Below are 16281 nucleotides of genomic sequence, written 5' to 3' on the forward strand. Positions count from 1 at the left end.
GAACAAAAAAGCAATTCCTCAAGCGAATGATTTTTAATAAAAGACATACTTATATTTCTATTTTCTTTGTAGGGATGATGGCATTCGGGCAAACTAGCAGACCGAATGCTTCTCCTTACACCAACGAAGCCACCTTTGAAAAATTAAAGAAAAAATACCCGTTCATTACCCCTATTGACCGCCCCGTTCCACAGAATATAAAAATTGATAAGAATGTAGAATATTCCAACATCAATGGACTTTCCTTAAAAGCAGATGTTTATTACCCTCTTGATTCATCAAAAAAATATCCGGGAATTGCAATGGTTCACGGTGGCGGATGGATTTCCGGAAGCAAAGAAAATGAGAAATATATGGCGATGGAACTGGCTTCCAAAGGATTTGTCGCCATTGCTATAGGCTACCGTTTAGCAGATGCAGCAAAATACCCTGCGGGAATTGAAGATATTGAAAACGGTATTCAGTGGCTGAAGAAAAACCATGCAAAATACACTTTAGATAAAAAGAAAATAGTGGTTTTAGGAGAGTCCGCCGGAGCACAGATGGCAACATTGGTGGGAGTTAAAGCCCGAAATAAAATAAAGGCTATCATTAATGTAGACGGAATTGTTTCTTTTACACATCCTGAAGCTGAAGAAAGCTCTTACGCGTCCTATTGGCTGGGTGGTGACAGAGATACAAATTTAAAAAACTGGACAGAAGCTTCCCCTTTGGAATATATTGATAAAAATACACCTCCTACCCTGTTCATTAACAGTTCTCAACCAAAGTATCATGCCGGTAGAAATGACATGATGAAAAAACTGAAAACGTACACTATCCCCACGGAGTTTCACGAAATAAAAGACTCTCCGCACTCTTTCTGGTCGGCCGAGCCATGGTTTACAGAAACATTGGATTATACAGTTGAATTTTTAAACAAAATTTTAAAGTAAGTTACAAGACGATTAAGAATAAACAGCATGAAAAAATTTCTTTTACTTCTATTCATTTCAACAGCTCAGTTTCTGCTGGCTGAAAGCGATCCCTATATTAAAATTACGGTTGCTCAGGATGGAAGCGGTGATTTCAATTGTATTCAGAAAGCCATCAATTCGGTAAGAGATCTGGGACCTGCAGAAGCTTTGATTATAATTAAATCAGGGACTTACCATGAAAAAGTAGTCATCCCCTCTTCAAAGCACAAAATCACATTGGAAGGTGAAAATAAAGACAACACGATCATTACAAACAATGATTTCTCGGGAAAACTTAATACATTCAATGAGAAAATGACAACATTCAACTCATATACCGTTCTGGTGATGGGTGATGATATTAAAATCAGTAATCTGACCATACAAAACAGCTCATGCAATGAAGCTCAGGCAGTTTCCCTTCATGTAGAAGGAGACCGTTTTACCATGACAAATTCCAATATTTTGGGGTGTCAGGACACTATATATTGTGCAACTAATCACAGCAGACAATATTTTGAAAATTGTTATATAGAAGGAACCACAGACTTTATTTTTGGACAGGCAACGGCTATTTTCAAAAACTGTATCATTAAAAGCCTTGCAGATTCTTATATCACTGCTGCTGCAACAGAAGCCGACAGAAAATATGGCTTTGTATTTTTAGACTGTAAGCTGATCGCTAAAGAAGGCGTCACCAAAGTGTATCTGGGAAGACCATGGAGACCTTATGCAAAAACAATTTTCATCAATACAGAAATGGGAAAACACATCGTCCCTGAAGGCTGGAATCCCTGGAAAGGAGACAAAATGTTTCCTGATAAAGAAAAAACCGCTTATTATGCTGAATATGGTAGTAAAGGTCAAGGAGGAAATACCTCAAAAAGAGCTGAATGGTCTCATCAGCTGACAAAAAATGATGTTAAAAACTACACCCTGGAGAAAATATTCAACTGGTTTACAGGATATTAAATCATAGAGTCAACACAAACGTGTAAAGTTTTGGCTCTGTACATAATCCACAACAACCTCCATACAATCGACATAGGAATATGGAGCGTTAAAAAAAATAATTCTGTGAACGTTAAAAAAATTCTACTGTCTGAGTGCGGCAACAATAATGAACCGAAGAACAAGCAGACAATCCGCACGAGTTTTAGAATTTTTAGAGAACAGAATTAATTTTTAGCGAAAGATTCCAGGTCTTGAACTTTTGGTTCTTTTGTTTTAATATCGAATAACGACCTCCATACAATCGACATAGGAATATGGAGCGTTAAAAAAAATAATTCTGTGAACGTTAAAAAAATTCTACTGTCTGAGTGCGGCAACAATAATGAACCGAAAAACAAGCAGACAATCCGCACGAGTTTTAGAATTTTTAGAGAACAGAATTATTTTTTAGCGGAAGATTCCAGGTCTTGAACTTTTGGTTCTTTTGTTTTAAGGCAAAAGAACTTAATAAATAAATTAAAATGAATAAAAGCAATACAACCCGATCAGTTGACAAATATCGAATAACGACCTACAGCCGATCGACATAGGAATATGGAGCGTTAAAAAAAATAATTCTGTGAACGTTAAAAAAATTCTACTGTCTGAGTGCGGCAACAATAATGAACCGAAGAACAAGCACTCAATCCGCACGAGTTTTAGAATTTTTAGAGAACAGAATTAATTTTTAGCAGAAGATTCCAGGTCTTGAACTTTTGGTTCTTTTGTTTTAAGACAAAAGAACTTAATAAATTAAAATGAATAAAAGCAATACAACCCGATCAGTTGACAAATATCGAATAACGACCTCCATACAATCGACATAGGAATATGGAGCGTTAAAAAAATTAATTCTGTGAACGTTAAAAAAATTCTACTGTCGGAGTGCGGCAACAATAATGAACCGAAGAACAAGCACTCAATCCGCACAAGTTTTAGAATTTTCAGAGAACAGAATTATTTTTTAGCGGAAGATTCCAGGTCTTGAACTTTTGGTTCTTTTGTTTTAAGGCAAAAGAACTTAATAAATAAATTAAAATGAATAAAAGCAATACAACCCGATCAGTTGACAAATATCGAATAACGACCTACAGCCGATCGACATAGGAATATGGAGCGTTAAAAAAAATAATTCTGTGAACGTTAAAAAAATTCTACTGTCTGAGTGCGAAAACAATAATGAAACGAAGAACAAGCACTCAATCCGCAAGAGTTTTAGAATTTTTAGAGAACAGAATTATTTTTTAGCGAAAGATTCCAGGTCTTGAACTTTTGGTTCTTTTGTTTTAAGACAAAAGAAATTAATAAATAAATTAAAATGAATAAAAGCAATACAACCCGATCAGTTGACAAATATCGAATAACGACCTCCATACAATCGACATAGGAATATGGAGCGTTAAAAAAATTAATTCTGTGAACGTTAAAAAAATTCTACTGTCTGAGTGCGGCAACAATAATGAACCGAAGAACAAGCAGACAATCCGCACGAGTTTTAGAATTTTTAGAGAACAGAATTAATTTTTAGCGGAAGATTCCAGGTCTTGAACTTTTGGTTCTTTTGTTTTAAGACAAAAGAACTTAATAAATAAATAAAATGAATAAGAAACTTACCCTACTTTTTTTCTTTCTGTCCATCATGGCATCAGCACAAAAGCCGACTTTATTCCTGATCGGAGATTCAACTATGGCTAACAAAGAAAACCCGGAAAAAAACCCGGAACACGGCTGGGGACAAATGCTTCCGCCCTTTCTTACATCAGGAATTGAAATTCAGAACCATGCAACTAATGGACGAAGTTCCAAAAGTTTCAGAACAGAAGGAAGATGGGAAAAAGTGATGAGCCAACTTAAAAAAGGAGATTTTGTGATCATTCAGTTTGGGCATAATGATCAGAAAGTTAATGATTCGGCACGTTTCACCAATCCTTATACTCAGTATAGAGCCAATCTTGAAAGATATGTGAACGAGGTGAGAGCCAAAGGGGCTGTTCCCATTCTGATGACTTCCATTGTGAGGAGGAATTTCAATGAAAACGGTGTTTTGGTAGATACTCACAAAGAATATCCTCTGGTGGTAAGAATGGTTGCCAACGATCTTAAAGTACCTTTTGTTGATTTGCAGCTACAGACAGAACTGCTAGAAATATCTTACGGTCCGGAAAAATCAAAAAAACTGCATCTTCATTACAGAAAAGGAGAAGATCCTTATTATCCGGAAGGAAAAGATGATGATACCCATTTATCAAAACTGGGTGCTGAATCTGTTGCAAAGCTGGCAGTCTATTCTTTGAAAAATCTGAAAACAGGGTTGGAAAAATACATTAAATGAAATCAAATGTAAAATCTAAAATAGACAAAAATGAATTTTAAAAAAGAACCTTTCTTCGATGGTAATTCTGAATGGGAAGATCTAGGAAATGGCGTTTCCAGACAGCTTGCAGGCTATAATTCTCAGGTAATGATGGTTATTGTAAAATTTGAAAAAGATGCTGCAGGACCTTTACATCAGCATTTTCATTCTCAGATCACCTATGTTGCTTCTGGAAAATTTGAAGTTACCGTAGATGGTGAAATCAAAATATTGCAGCAAGGTGATGTTTTTTTCGCACAGCCCAATATTTTTCATGGAGTGAAATGTATTGAAGAAGGCAGATTAATTGATGCTTTTGCTCCTTTCAGAGAAGATTTTCTCATTCCTTAATATGCAAGGAACAGCTTCTGGTCTCTATGTTTTTTTATATTCTTTTGTTAAAAAATTTCATATTCTTATCCATACAATTTTAATAAAAAACCAACTCATATCCAGTCTTTAAACATTTAATAAAATGCAATCGGTTGCTTAAATAAAATAATTAACATTATAATTATATAAATACTAATACAATAAAATATAAAATAATTTAATAATAAATTTATAATTTTACATCACAACAAATCACAAAATATAAACTATGAAAACAATGTTCAAGGCTACCTTTCTTACAGTAGCTCTAAGTTCCACTTTTGCACTAACCGGATGTGGTCATGAAGAGATTAATAACGATCTTACCACAAATGAATTAAGCATTAAAAATTCACTGGCTCAAAAGATCATCCCTTTAGCTGATTGTATTGCCCCGGGATGGGCTTCTCAAAATGGCGGAACTACCGGTGGCGGAACTGCAGCAGAAACAACGGTTTCTACCTATGCCCAACTAAAAGCTGCCATTGAAAACACATCTGTAAAAGTGATAAAAGTAACAGGAACCATTACTATTACAACACGCTTATCATTTCAGGATCAGACCGGAAAAACAATTTATGGGGCAACCGGAGCCAAATTGGTTTCTACTGACCAGACAAAGGATGGCTCAGGAATCATCAATATTAAAAGATGTAATAATATCATCATCCGAAACCTTATTTTTGAAGGACCGGGAGCTTATGACACGGATGGCTGGGATAATGCCATTCTGGATGACTGCCGAAATGTATGGATTGACCACTGCGAGTTCAGAGACGGTGTTGACGGAAATTTCGATATCAAAAACAAATCCGATTATATTACAGTATCTTACACAAAATTCCATTATCTGAAAGCCCCAAAACCAGGAGGTTCAGGAGGAACGGATGACCACAGATTCTCAAATCTTATCGGATCAAGTGATGGAGCAACCGCTGATGCCGGAAAACTGAACGTCACTTTTGTTCGTTGCTGGTGGGCCCCGGGGTGCAGAGAACGTATGCCTAGGGTAAGATTCGGAAAAATCCATATTCTGAACAGTTATTTCAACAGTTCTGTAAGCAATAAATGTATTGCAGCAGGGGTTCAGGCCAATATTTTGGTGGAAAGAAATGTTTTTGAAAATGTGAAAGAGCCTATCAATTTGATGACCGGATTTACAGCGGTAACCCAAACAGGAAACAGCTTCATTAATGTTACAGGAAATACTTCAGGAAGCGGAACGGCCTTCACACCTCCATACAGCATTGCTAAACTTAACGCAGCAGACGTAAAAGCGGATGTAATGGCTAATGCAGGGGCAACGTTGGGTGGAAATATATGTGATGCTTTCTAACAGGAGGCTTTAATAGTAATAGTAGTAGTAGTAGTAGTAATAAAAGAAGGAGGGTATCTCAGCAATGAGATGCTCTCTTTTCTATTTTAAACGCTTAAAAATATGATGAATGATTATATTTTGAGTAATAGGTTTTGGCTAAAGCCAATGGAAAAGGATAAAAATGAAAGAATGGGCTAAAACCCATTCCTATTGAATATTTATAGTAATTTTCAGTGATTAATACCCTGCAAGATCAGACCTTTTATACAAACTCTATTATAAAAAATCGTGTATCCAAGGATAAAACATAGCCGAAAAGCTTTTATTTTCCTGTACCTTAAATTATATAAACAATAAAAATCTTTACGCCTTAGCAATTCTCCAACAAAAAACAAATAAGTTGGACGATCGCAAAGATGCAATATTTCAGATTAAAAACAGCTCAAGGGCGCGAGGATTCTATCTACAGTAAAATTGAACACTGTATAAAATAAGTCATCACCAATAACAAAAAATCATTCTGTTATTTTATTATTTTCCAACCACTTCGGGTACTCTTTCGCTATAAGTTTTTCTGCAAAATCTCCAAACCAGTTATAACCATTCCTTCTCTCCTCCGAAACTTCATTGTAATTGTATTTTACACTTCCGTCACGATCTCCGAACAAAGGCCTGTTGGTGTGAATATCATAAAATCTCGCCCAGATCACCGAATTTTTATCTTTTGCCAATACTCTTACTGCTTTTCCGTTTTGCTTGGAAACATTGTAGCTATAGCCTTCAATCTTGTTCTGCCTAAACCATTGTATCGCAGATTTTATAGATTTTTCAATTTCCGGTGTAACCGGCTGTAACATTAAAAACCTGATAACGCCTACCGATTCTCCTGTGGCTAATGAGATAGGTTCAAAAGCTCTCGCTTTATCGGGTTGCAAAGTGATTTCATTATACTGATCTGCCCAGATGGAAAATATTCCTTTCTGCAAAACCTGGGTTTTTAAAATACATTCGATTCCTTTTTGTACCGCAGCTTTAGATTTTTCTTTTAGCGTTGAGTCAACGACATCAAAATTGTTTTTTCCTTCTGCCGTATTATAAAGAACGGTTAAGGCATTGATCATTGCATTGTCGTTGTAAGTCACCTGTTTTCTGTAGAGCCCTTTATTGGGATAATACTGAGGAAAACCACCGTTATCATACTGCATCAGAAGAAGGTAACCGATTCCTTTCTCCGCAGATTTCAAATATTCAGGATTCTTTGTTGCTGAATAGGCTTTAATCAATCCATTGATCTCTCTGGAGGTCGCATTATTATCAATCGTTGCATGATCATCACCTGTAGATTTTATCTTTTTTAAAAGGTTTTTATCAAGCGGTAAATTATAGTTCACCGTTGACTTATCTTCAAGCTGTTTCCCCCAACCTCCATTGGGGAGCTGATAAATCATCATTTTCTCTGCTAATGTATCTTTAACCTGACTGGAAAAATTAACGGCCATTAAACCTAATGCAAATGTGTATATTTTAAGATTCATTTTTTTATTTTTCAGAAATTAGTAACCATATTGTAAGAGAGAATGTTTATTTTCCGATCATTCTCAAACCCATAAAAATCTCTCATTTTACCACTTTTATCACCAACGGTTTTTCAATCATCCGGGACTGCTTCTCAAGAATGTTCTCCCAGTCTTTCTGAGTCTGAATTTGTCCGCTTTTCTGCCATGCAAACCCTGCGTAATAGGTTAACTTTTTTTCGGGTTTGGTAACGACCAGCAGGTTACTTTCGTCAGGAACATCAGATTTGTAGGCTATTGATTTTTCTACAATTTTAGGGTCTACAACAATTCCTTCTCCCACAAAAGCATCATCTATTTTTTCCCAGTGAAGGTAATAACGGTTTTTATCATTCAGTTTGGTTTCGCCCTCATTTTTGTGTAAAGTGATTCCGATGGTGTAATTGGGAACATTTTTTTCAGTTTCAAAATGAGATTCAAACTTTGAAAAATTGGAGCCCAAATCCAAAGAAATTCTCTTGACTTCCTTTACTCCATATTCGCTCCACGGATCATAAATGAGTTCAAAAACAGTTCTTAAAGGTCCTTCAGCAATAGTTCTGGAGTGTACAAAGTTTTGTGAAGTCTGAAGTTTATTATTCTGCCAGATTCCAATTCCTCCTGTTCCGCGGCTGTTTCCTACATGATAAGGATCGTAGCCTTCTCCTCTTGTATCTTTGTGGTAATACATCGGATCGGTAAGATATCCTTTGTACCATTTGTTGATAATGGATTGATCGGTCCTTTTCAGCCAGATATCGACTCCGCTTGAAAGGGTGCTGCTTTTTATTCCCTGTAATGCTTCCTGCTGTCCTTTGGGGCCATATACCCTGAAGGCAATTTTATCATTTTCCCAGGCATAATCATCTACTCTCTCCGGAACCAATCTGGAATAGGTAGAAACCGTGGTTTCGGGAAGCGGAGCCTTTCCATCAGCCATAATGGTATAATTATTTGTTTTTTTAGCATTGATATGTACCTGAAAGAGTAGTTCTTCACTTATCCCGTCTCCATCATAGTCTATCCATTGAACCGGAAGTAATGCTCCTGTTGAATCCTTGATTCTAAGCTCTTTTTCACTGTGCTTAGATAAGAATGACTGTAACTGAGCAGCTTGAACAGTCACCACTTCAGTTCTTGAAAAATCCAAAGGATTAGTCACCTTAACGGATTGCTGAGCTGGGGAAAAACCTGAAGTAATGCAACCGATTGCACAACTGAATCCAATAAAGCTTTTTTTTCTGATCAACATAATTTTATTCAATGAGTTAATAATCCAAAAATATAAATAATTTGGGAATAAATCATTGATGATGACTGAAGTTATTTAAACTTTTATTTTTACGTTGATAAGTCTCAAATACATAAATGACATTATAAAAATTCAAAAATGTTACCAATCCTATTAAAACATCAAAATTTCGAAGATTTAAGATTCTTGGTTATCACAAGGCAACGCTACAGCCAGACAGTAGCCTGATCTTACGGTAAAAATCACCCATGGCATCAAAAAAGATTCTAAAAGCGGTTCTTTAATACGTTTTCCCCTTCCGGGGAGTATAAATACTCTTTTTTCCCGTTTCGACTTTAAAATGACAGTTGTTTTGATTCCCGGCTTTTTTGCTGTGCACTATGATCTACCTGAATGTCTGCCGTCATTTTAGTCAAAAATAAAGAAAAACTTAATATTCTGGTTTAGTAAAAAGTAAATACTGGCTAAAAATTCCGGAATTAAAGTATAATATTTCATTCATAGAAAATAGTATTCAAAATAATATTACATTTGTTTATATTATTACTATTTGTAAACAAAATCAGATTGAAAAAACGATGAGCGATTTTATCATAGGAATTGGCAAGAGAATCAAGGATATCAGAAAAGAAAATAATCTTACTATTAATGAGCTGGCCAACAGAGCCAATGTAAGCAATGGTCTTATTTCGAGAATCGAAAATGGAAGAACCATTCCTTCCCTTCCTGTTTTGCTGGATCTTATACAGTCACTGGAGATTGATGCCAGTTATTTTTTTGAAGGTGTTGAAAAAGACAGCACTTCAAAATTCTTATATATTCCTAAAGAAAACCAGCAGATTATAGAAAAAGAAATGGAAGCAAAAGGCTTTAAGTACATGCATATTTTCAGTAAAAGTCTTAATTCTTTAGGATTTGAAGCTGTCTTATTGACTTTAGAGCCTAATTCTAAAAGAGAAAAAGTAATTACCGATGCCTGGGAATTTAAATATATTTTAAAAGGAAAAGTAAAATACATCATAGATCAGGAAGAGATCATCTTATCTGAGGGCGATGCCCTGTATTTCAACGGAAGACACCCTCACGTTCCTGAGAGTATTTCAGAAGAATCATGCCTTATGCTGGTATTGTATCTTTATTCTGAAAAAGCCTGATCCTGGATTTTCAAAAACGCAAAAATTGATCAAAAAGTTTACTATTAGTAAACTTTTATTTTTGCTATTTAACAAATAAATAACAGTTTCTTAATATCACATTTCTTAATTTATCGTATTCAGGACAAAAAAAACAGTTCAGAAATAAAATCAAACAACTGAAAACAAACATCTTAAGAGACATAAAAGCTCAATCAAAACTATCAATACACTTATTTCTATTTAAATTAAATATATAATTTGTTTACCATTACTTAATATCAAAAGTTTATAAATATTAAAAATCAAGCATATTTTTGCGGTACAATTTTAATATTTGTAAAAATGAATGGCGTAGTTAAAAAAAGTTTTATTCCATTATTTGCCTGCTGTACGATTGGGATTTTTGCCCAGAAACAAATTGTTACAGGAATTGTGTCTGACGACAGCCAGGTTCTTCCCGGGGCAGCCGTTACCGTAGAAGGAACTTCTAAAGTAATCATTACAGATGCAGAAGGAAGATTCAGTATCAGTGATCTGAAGGCTGGACAATACAACCTTAAAGTAAGTTATATTGGTTTTGAGGCTAAAAAACTGACTATTGAAATTCCGGAGGCTCAGAATCTTGATCTTGGAAGTATTGTTTTGTATCAGCGCCAGAAAAGTATTGAAGAAATAGTCGTCTCCGGAACCCTTAAAAACAGTGAAGCGAGGGCTTTAAACATGCAGAAAAATGCCATCAATATTACCAATGTAATTGCTTCCGACGGAATCGGAAAACTTCCGGACAGAAATGCAGCAGAAACGGTTCAGCGCGTTCAGGGCGTTTCTATCGAAAAAGATCAGGGTGAAGGAAGATTCGTTTCTTTAAGAGGGCTTCCGCCGTTCTGGGCTTCCACTACCATCAACGGGAACAGACTTCCGACAGCTGAGGAAGAAACCACTTCCAGAGCTACAGCTTTTGACTTTTTCCCTACGGAACTCATTTCCTACGTCAACGTCAATAAATCATTTACACCGGATCTTGAAGCAGACGGAATTGGAGGCGGCGTTAATTTTATTACCAAAACACCACCAATGAAAACTGAATTCAGAGGTACAGTGGGAACCGGCTATAATGCAAAAGCAGATAAAGGGATTTACAACCTGGGATTCTTGTACGGAGGAAGAGCTAAAGACAAAAAATTCGGTTATCTAGTTAACTTCTCACATTTTATCAGAAACTGGTCTACGGATAATTTTGAAGCCAGAAGAAGTGGTGACGAAGGGGTATTCAGACTGGAACTCAGAGACTACAACGGGGTCAGAAAAACCACCGGAGCCAACGTGGCATTAGAATATGTTCTGTCTCCCAAAAGCACATTTTATGTGAAAGGAATGTACGGAACTCTGTCTGATGATGAGACGCACTACAAACATAGAATACGTTTTGATAAATTCAATGGTGTTAATAATACGGCAAGAGTTGAGCTTCAGAATATTCATAATTTACTGATCACGGAGCTTACTTCAGTTTCTCTAGGTGGTGTTCATCAGCTGAATAAAAGTAAAATAGACTGGGATCTCTCTTACTACAACAACCTTTTTAAATATGGAAATATTCCGGATAAGCAGAATAATTCTTATTATGTCATTAAATATACTCAAAATGGCGTAGGAATCAATCCAGATTACATTTCTGATAAAGGAGTCGGGCCAAGAGCTTACTGGAAAGCAGACGGCGGAAAACTGGATTACAAAAACACGGATGCTTTATTTGGTTTTTACAGTGATCCGAATTTCAAAATGGATGCTTCCCAAATGAGATTTACCGATCTTGAATTCTACAAGGTCTACGTTCAGGAAAAAGATAAAATCGTGGCAGGTTTCAATCATGAAATCAATGTTTCTGATCAGCTTACCTTAAAATATGGGTTTAAATACCGCGACAAGGAAAGAAATGCAAGATTTTCAGACATTTTTTACAATTGGAGCAGTGGAACAGCGCCTTTACTTTCTGATTTTGCACAGTATATCACAACGCAGCCCAGAGGGCCTCAATATCTAAGTGAAATGAATGCTCATATCGGAAATACGTTTGGTCCGGTATTAACTACGGGCGGGATGAATCAGTTTTGGTTCCAGAATCAGGGAAATCTTACCATCAACAAAACAGATTCTGAAGCGCTGGAATATAACAAGGCACTAGGAAGAAATTTCGATGTTTTTGAGAAGCACTTTGATGCTTATGGAATGGGAACATACAGAATTAATGATAAAATGACCATTCTGGGAGGGGTAAGACTCTCCAACACCCATACCAAAGTAAAAGGGTACAGCGTAATAGATGATGTTCTTACTCCGGTTGAAAACACCAAAGAATATCTTGCTGTTTTGCCTATGATCCATTTCAAATATGCTATTAACGATAAAACAAACCTGAGATTTGCTGCAACACGTACTTTTTCAAGACCCAATTTTGGAGATCTTACACCGGGAGGAACTTATATAGAAGCTGATAATGAGTTTAAAGGAGGGAATCCTAACCTGAATCCCACCTACTCGATCAACCTGGACTTAATGGGTGAATACTACTTCTCTAATGTCGGGATTTTAAGCGGTGGTGTTTTCTATAAATCGATTACAGATCCTATTTTCCAGGATTCTTTCATCGGAACGTATAACGGAATCGGCGGGGTGCAATTCAGTGCTCCCAATAACGGAAAAGCGGCATGGCTGGGAGGAATTGAACTGGGAATCAACAGAAGGTTTGACTTTTTACCGGGGTTCTTACAGTATTTTGGAACTCAGCTTAATGCCACGTTCATGACTTCAGAAATGGAAAAACCGAGCGGCAGAAAAGTAAAGCTTCCTTATCAGGCCAAAGAGCTTTATAATATCCAGCTGTTCTTTGAGAAAAAAGGATTCAATGCCAGGCTGGCTTACAACCACAAGGGAAAATTTGCTGTAGAATATGCGGAGGAAGATCTTTATGATTCTTACTACGGAAAGTACAGCAATCTCGATTTCGGAGCTTCGTACCAGATCAATAAACATATTACAGTTTTTGCTGATGTGAATAATATTCTGAATAAACCTCTGATCTATCATTTCGGGGAAAGCCAGGACAGACCTGAGCAGGTGGAATACTATGGCGTAAGAGGAAATCTTGGGGTAAAACTGAATTTCTAAAAGATGAAAACCAAGCACTTAAAAAACAATACCCTGAATGTAACTCTGAAAGCGGCCATCGCAGCTTTCGGGGTCTACTTCTCCATGTATGCTTTCAGGAAGCCCTTTACTGCAGCTTCATTCAGTAATCTTGAATATTTCGGTTTTGACTATAAAATCTTAATCATTATTGCTCAGGCGGTTGGATATTTCATTTCTAAATTTATCGGAATTAAGTTTATCTCAGAATTAAAACCTGAAAAAAGGATCCTGTTCCTCTTTAGCTTTATAGGAGTTGCAGAATTAGCATTACTTGGATTTGCTATGGTTCCCGCTCCTTATAATATCATCTGCATGTTCATCAATGGTATTCCATTGGGAATGATCTGGGGGATTGTATTTTCTTATATTGAAGGAAGAAAAACTACGGAAATCATTGGTTTATTCCTTTGTTCAAGCTTCGTGGTTTCATCGGGAGTAGTAAAATCAGCAGGTAAATTTTTGATGGACCATTTCAGTATTTCAGAATTCTGGATGCCTTTTACAACAGGGTTAATCTTCATCATTCCAATGATTATTTTTGCTGTTATGCTGAATAAAACCCCTGCTCCTACAGAAGAAGACAAAGCTTTAAAGAAGGAAAGAATACCTTTAAGCAAAGAGGAAAGAAAAGCGTTGATTAGAAAGTTCTTTATCCCTTTAATCAGCATCACTGTTTTGTACATCAGCCTTACGGTTTTAAGAGATTTCAGGGACAATTTCAGCAGGGAAATATGGGATGAGATGAGCGGAAATACCAACAGTGCTGTTTTCACTCTTACAGAAGTTCCAATCTCTATCATGGTTCTGCTTATTCTCGGGTTTATGGTCAAAGTTAAAAATAATCTGAAGGCCTTTGCTTATTACCATTACATTCTTTTTGGCGGAATCATTTCTGTAGCATTATCCACCTATTTCTTTCAAAACGGAATTATCTCTCCTTTTCTGTGGATGACTGTTTCCGGCTTTGGAATGTACCTTTGCTACATCCCTTTCAACGGAATTTATTTCGACAGGATGATTGCAGCCTTTAAAATCAAAGGAAATGTAGGTTTTTTCATTTATTTCGTTGATGCATTCGGATATCTGGGCAGTGTTTCTGTTCTGTTTCTGAAAAATTTAAGTTCTGCGGGCCAGTCTTGGCTTCAGTTTTATATCCATCTCAATTATATCATTGCCGGAACCGTACTGTTGTTTGCTGTGATTGCACTTCTGGCTTTTCAGAGAAAATCAAAAATAAAATCAAAGGAAGACGACAATTCTCCCATTATGAGTTTCGATCCTTTTTAATAATAAAAAAAAATGAATATGAATCATCAATATGACCTTATCGTAGTAGGTGGTGGAGTTTTAGGAACATTTCATGCCTATCACGCTTTACAGAAAAACCTGAAAGTTGCTGTTTTGGAAAGAAATTCTGTTCCGCAGGGGGCAACCGTAAGAAACTTCGGGCAGGTAGTTCCTTCGGGAATGGATATCAAATGGCAGAACTTCGGCAAAGAAAGCCTGCATATTTATAAAGATCTTCAGTCTAAAACGGATCTTACCGTTCGTCAGAACGGCTCTGTTTATATCGCTTCTAATGACGAAGAGCTTCAGCTGATTGAGGAACTTTTTCAGATCAACAAAAACAATGATTATGAGTCTGTGCTTCTTTCTAAGAATGAATGCATTCAGAAATTTGACGGATTAAGATCAGACTACTGTAAAGGCGGGTTGTTTTTTCCTCAGGAAATCTCAGTTGACTCCAGTGAGATGATTGTTAAACTTCATCAATATTTAAAAAACCATAAAGAATTAGATTTATTTTACAACACAACTGTAGTAGAAACTTTTGAAAATAATACCCATTGTACAGCGGTTACAGCAGACGGAAGAAAAATAACGGCATCTAAAATAATAATATGCGGCGGCCATGAATTTAAAACAATGTATCCTGAAATATTTAACGAGAGTGATCTTGAAATAAGCAAACTGCAGATGCTTCAGACCAAACCTCAGGGGATCTATTCACTTCCCGGAAATATCCTCACCGGACTTTCAATCAGAAGGTATGAATCTTTCAGCGAGTGTTCCTCTTTCCGTAAAATAAAAGAAGCTGAAGACTCCAACTCTTTTGAAAAGAAATTCGGAATTCATATTCTCTTCAAACAGGCTTTAGATGGCTCTGTCATCATTGGCGATTCCCACGAATACGCTGATGCAAAAAATGCAGACGATCTGGGCTATGATCTAAATATGGATATTGACGAATTTATGATTCAGGAAGCTAAAAAAATCATTAATCTCCCTACCTATGCCATTCAGAAAAGATGGTTCGGAATCTACTCCCAATGCAAAACAAAGGATATTTTCGAGCATAATATTTCTCCGAATATTCATATCATAACAGGAATCGGTGGTAAAGGAATGACCGGAAGCGGTGGTTTTTCAAAATTTAATATCAATACAATTTTTTCTTAAAAAATGAATATACAATTACTGGTTCTGGATATGGCCGGAACAACGATAGATGAAGACAATGTAGTATATAAAACACTTGCCAAAGCCGTGAACAGTTACGGGTATGATGTCACCCTGGAAAAAGTACTTGAAATCTGTGCCGGAATGGAAAAAGCAGAAGCCATCAGAAACCTTCTTGAAAATATTGGCGGAAATACCGATGATACCGATGCTATTTTTGAAAATTTCTCGGATGATCTTGCTCTTGCCTATGAGGAACTGGAGGTGAAGCCTATTGACAATGTCGAAAGTTTCTTAAAGAAAGTAAAATCCGCTGATAAAAAAGTAGTTTTAAATACGGGTTATACCAAAAAAGTGGCTCAACAGCTGTTGTCAAAATTAGCATGGCAGAAAAATGTTCATTTTGACGACCTTATCACTGCTGATGATGTTTTTGAAAGCAGACCAAGTCCGCAAATGATCAGACTGGCCATGTCAAAATTCGGGATTACAGATCCTAAAGAAGTAATGAAAGCAGGAGATTCCGCCATCGATATTGAAGAGGGTAAAAATGCAGGATGCGGAATAACCATTGCAGTACTGAGCGGCGCACAGACAAGAGAACAGCTAGAAGCTGCGCAACCGGATTATATCTTAAACAATATTTCAGAAGCTGAAAAAATTCTTCTTTAATTCTTTTTCAAACTGCTTACAGAGTTT

General features: G+C 36.4%; 12 protein-coding genes. 10 read left to right on the forward strand and 2 right to left on the reverse strand.

What is annotated here, in order from left to right; all coding sequences use genetic code 11:
• Window positions 1-26 precede the first annotated feature (26 nt).
• The 5 genes from LF887_RS13520 (at window position 27) to LF887_RS13540 (ending at window position 6010) form a co-directional block, all read left to right on the forward strand.
• Window positions 27-935: an alpha/beta hydrolase gene (locus LF887_RS13520; protein ID WP_236854736.1), complete on the forward strand. Its 909-nt coding sequence runs from the start codon at window positions 27-29 to the stop codon at window positions 933-935.
• A 27-nt stretch (window positions 936-962) separates the two neighbouring features.
• Window positions 963-1928: a pectinesterase family protein gene (locus tag LF887_RS13525; RefSeq protein WP_236854737.1), complete on the forward strand. Its 966-nt coding sequence runs from the start codon at window positions 963-965 to the stop codon at window positions 1926-1928.
• Between the two features lie 1618 nt (window positions 1929-3546).
• Complete coding sequence (locus tag LF887_RS13530; protein WP_236854738.1) at window positions 3547-4281, forward strand: rhamnogalacturonan acetylesterase; 735 nt, start codon at window positions 3547-3549, stop codon at window positions 4279-4281.
• Between the two features lie 30 nt (window positions 4282-4311).
• The gene (locus tag LF887_RS13535) at window positions 4312-4653 is read left to right on the forward strand and encodes a cupin domain-containing protein (RefSeq protein ID WP_236854739.1); all 342 of its coding nucleotides are present in this window, start codon (window positions 4312-4314) and stop codon (window positions 4651-4653) included.
• A 250-nt stretch (window positions 4654-4903) separates the two neighbouring features.
• Window positions 4904-6010 (forward strand): polysaccharide lyase family 1 protein, encoded by a 1107-nt coding sequence (locus tag LF887_RS13540; protein ID WP_236854740.1) that lies wholly within the window; start codon window positions 4904-4906, stop codon window positions 6008-6010.
• 497 nt (window positions 6011-6507) lie between these two features.
• On the opposite strand, the gene pelA is transcribed toward LF887_RS13540, so the two are convergent.
• Together pelA and LF887_RS13550 are read right to left on the reverse strand one after the other, a co-directional pair.
• Window positions 6508-7527 carry a pectate lyase gene (gene pelA / locus LF887_RS13545; protein ID WP_236854741.1) on the reverse strand — a complete coding sequence of 340 codons (1020 nt, stop codon included), beginning with the start codon at window positions 7525-7527 and terminating at the stop codon, window positions 6508-6510.
• 82 nt (window positions 7528-7609) lie between these two features.
• Window positions 7610-8797, reverse strand: a complete 1188-nt coding sequence (locus tag LF887_RS13550) for a DUF4861 family protein (protein ID WP_236854742.1) — start codon at window positions 8795-8797, stop codon at window positions 7610-7612.
• 578 nt (window positions 8798-9375) lie between these two features.
• Here LF887_RS13550 and LF887_RS13555 point away from each other — a divergent pair.
• The 5 genes from LF887_RS13555 to LF887_RS13575 all read left to right on the forward strand — a co-directional run bounded on the left by LF887_RS13555 (window position 9376) and on the right by LF887_RS13575 (window position 16254).
• The gene (locus tag LF887_RS13555) at window positions 9376-9951 is read left to right on the forward strand and encodes a helix-turn-helix domain-containing protein (protein WP_236854743.1); all 576 of its coding nucleotides are present in this window, start codon (window positions 9376-9378) and stop codon (window positions 9949-9951) included.
• A 324-nt stretch (window positions 9952-10275) separates the two neighbouring features.
• Complete coding sequence (locus tag LF887_RS13560) at window positions 10276-13101, forward strand: TonB-dependent receptor (RefSeq protein WP_236854744.1); 2826 nt, start codon at window positions 10276-10278, stop codon at window positions 13099-13101.
• A gap of 3 nt (window positions 13102-13104) precedes the next feature.
• Window positions 13105-14409 carry a DUF5690 family protein gene (locus LF887_RS13565; protein ID WP_236854745.1) on the forward strand — a complete coding sequence of 435 codons (1305 nt, stop codon included), beginning with the start codon at window positions 13105-13107 and terminating at the stop codon, window positions 14407-14409.
• Between the two features lie 18 nt (window positions 14410-14427).
• On the forward strand, window positions 14428-15582 hold the full coding sequence (locus tag LF887_RS13570) for a TIGR03364 family FAD-dependent oxidoreductase (protein ID WP_236854746.1): 1155 nt from the start codon (window positions 14428-14430) through the stop codon (window positions 15580-15582).
• 3 nt (window positions 15583-15585) lie between these two features.
• Window positions 15586-16254, forward strand: coding sequence for an HAD-IA family hydrolase (locus LF887_RS13575; RefSeq protein WP_236854747.1), 669 nt, complete (start codon window positions 15586-15588; stop codon window positions 16252-16254).
• Window positions 16255-16281 lie beyond the last annotated feature (27 nt).

It is taken from the genome of Chryseobacterium sp. MEBOG06 (assembly GCF_021869765.1).
Taxonomy (GTDB): domain Bacteria; phylum Bacteroidota; class Bacteroidia; order Flavobacteriales; family Weeksellaceae; genus Chryseobacterium.

Bases quoted from the DNA above. Each gene is read 5' to 3' on its own strand.
- LF887_RS13520 (WP_236854736.1), top strand. From the start codon at position 27: ATGATTTTTAATAAAAGACATACTTATATTTCTATTTTCTTTGTAGGG.
- LF887_RS13525 (WP_236854737.1), top strand. From the start codon at position 963: ATGAAAAAATTTCTTTTACTTCTATTCATTTCAACAGCTCAGTTTCTG.
- LF887_RS13530 (WP_236854738.1), top strand. From the start codon at position 3,547: ATGAATAAGAAACTTACCCTACTTTTTTTCTTTCTGTCCATCATGGCA.
- LF887_RS13535 (WP_236854739.1), top strand. From the start codon at position 4,312: ATGAATTTTAAAAAAGAACCTTTCTTCGATGGTAATTCTGAATGGGAA.
- LF887_RS13540 (WP_236854740.1), top strand. From the start codon at position 4,904: ATGAAAACAATGTTCAAGGCTACCTTTCTTACAGTAGCTCTAAGTTCC.
- pelA (WP_236854741.1), bottom strand. From the start codon at position 7,527: ATGAATCTTAAAATATACACATTTGCATTAGGTTTAATGGCCGTTAAT.
- LF887_RS13550 (WP_236854742.1), bottom strand. From the start codon at position 8,797: ATGTTGATCAGAAAAAAAAGCTTTATTGGATTCAGTTGTGCAATCGGT.
- LF887_RS13555 (WP_236854743.1), top strand. From the start codon at position 9,376: ATGAGCGATTTTATCATAGGAATTGGCAAGAGAATCAAGGATATCAGA.
- LF887_RS13560 (WP_236854744.1), top strand. From the start codon at position 10,276: ATGAATGGCGTAGTTAAAAAAAGTTTTATTCCATTATTTGCCTGCTGT.
- LF887_RS13565 (WP_236854745.1), top strand. From the start codon at position 13,105: ATGAAAACCAAGCACTTAAAAAACAATACCCTGAATGTAACTCTGAAA.
- LF887_RS13570 (WP_236854746.1), top strand. From the start codon at position 14,428: ATGAATCATCAATATGACCTTATCGTAGTAGGTGGTGGAGTTTTAGGA.
- LF887_RS13575 (WP_236854747.1), top strand. From the start codon at position 15,586: ATGAATATACAATTACTGGTTCTGGATATGGCCGGAACAACGATAGAT.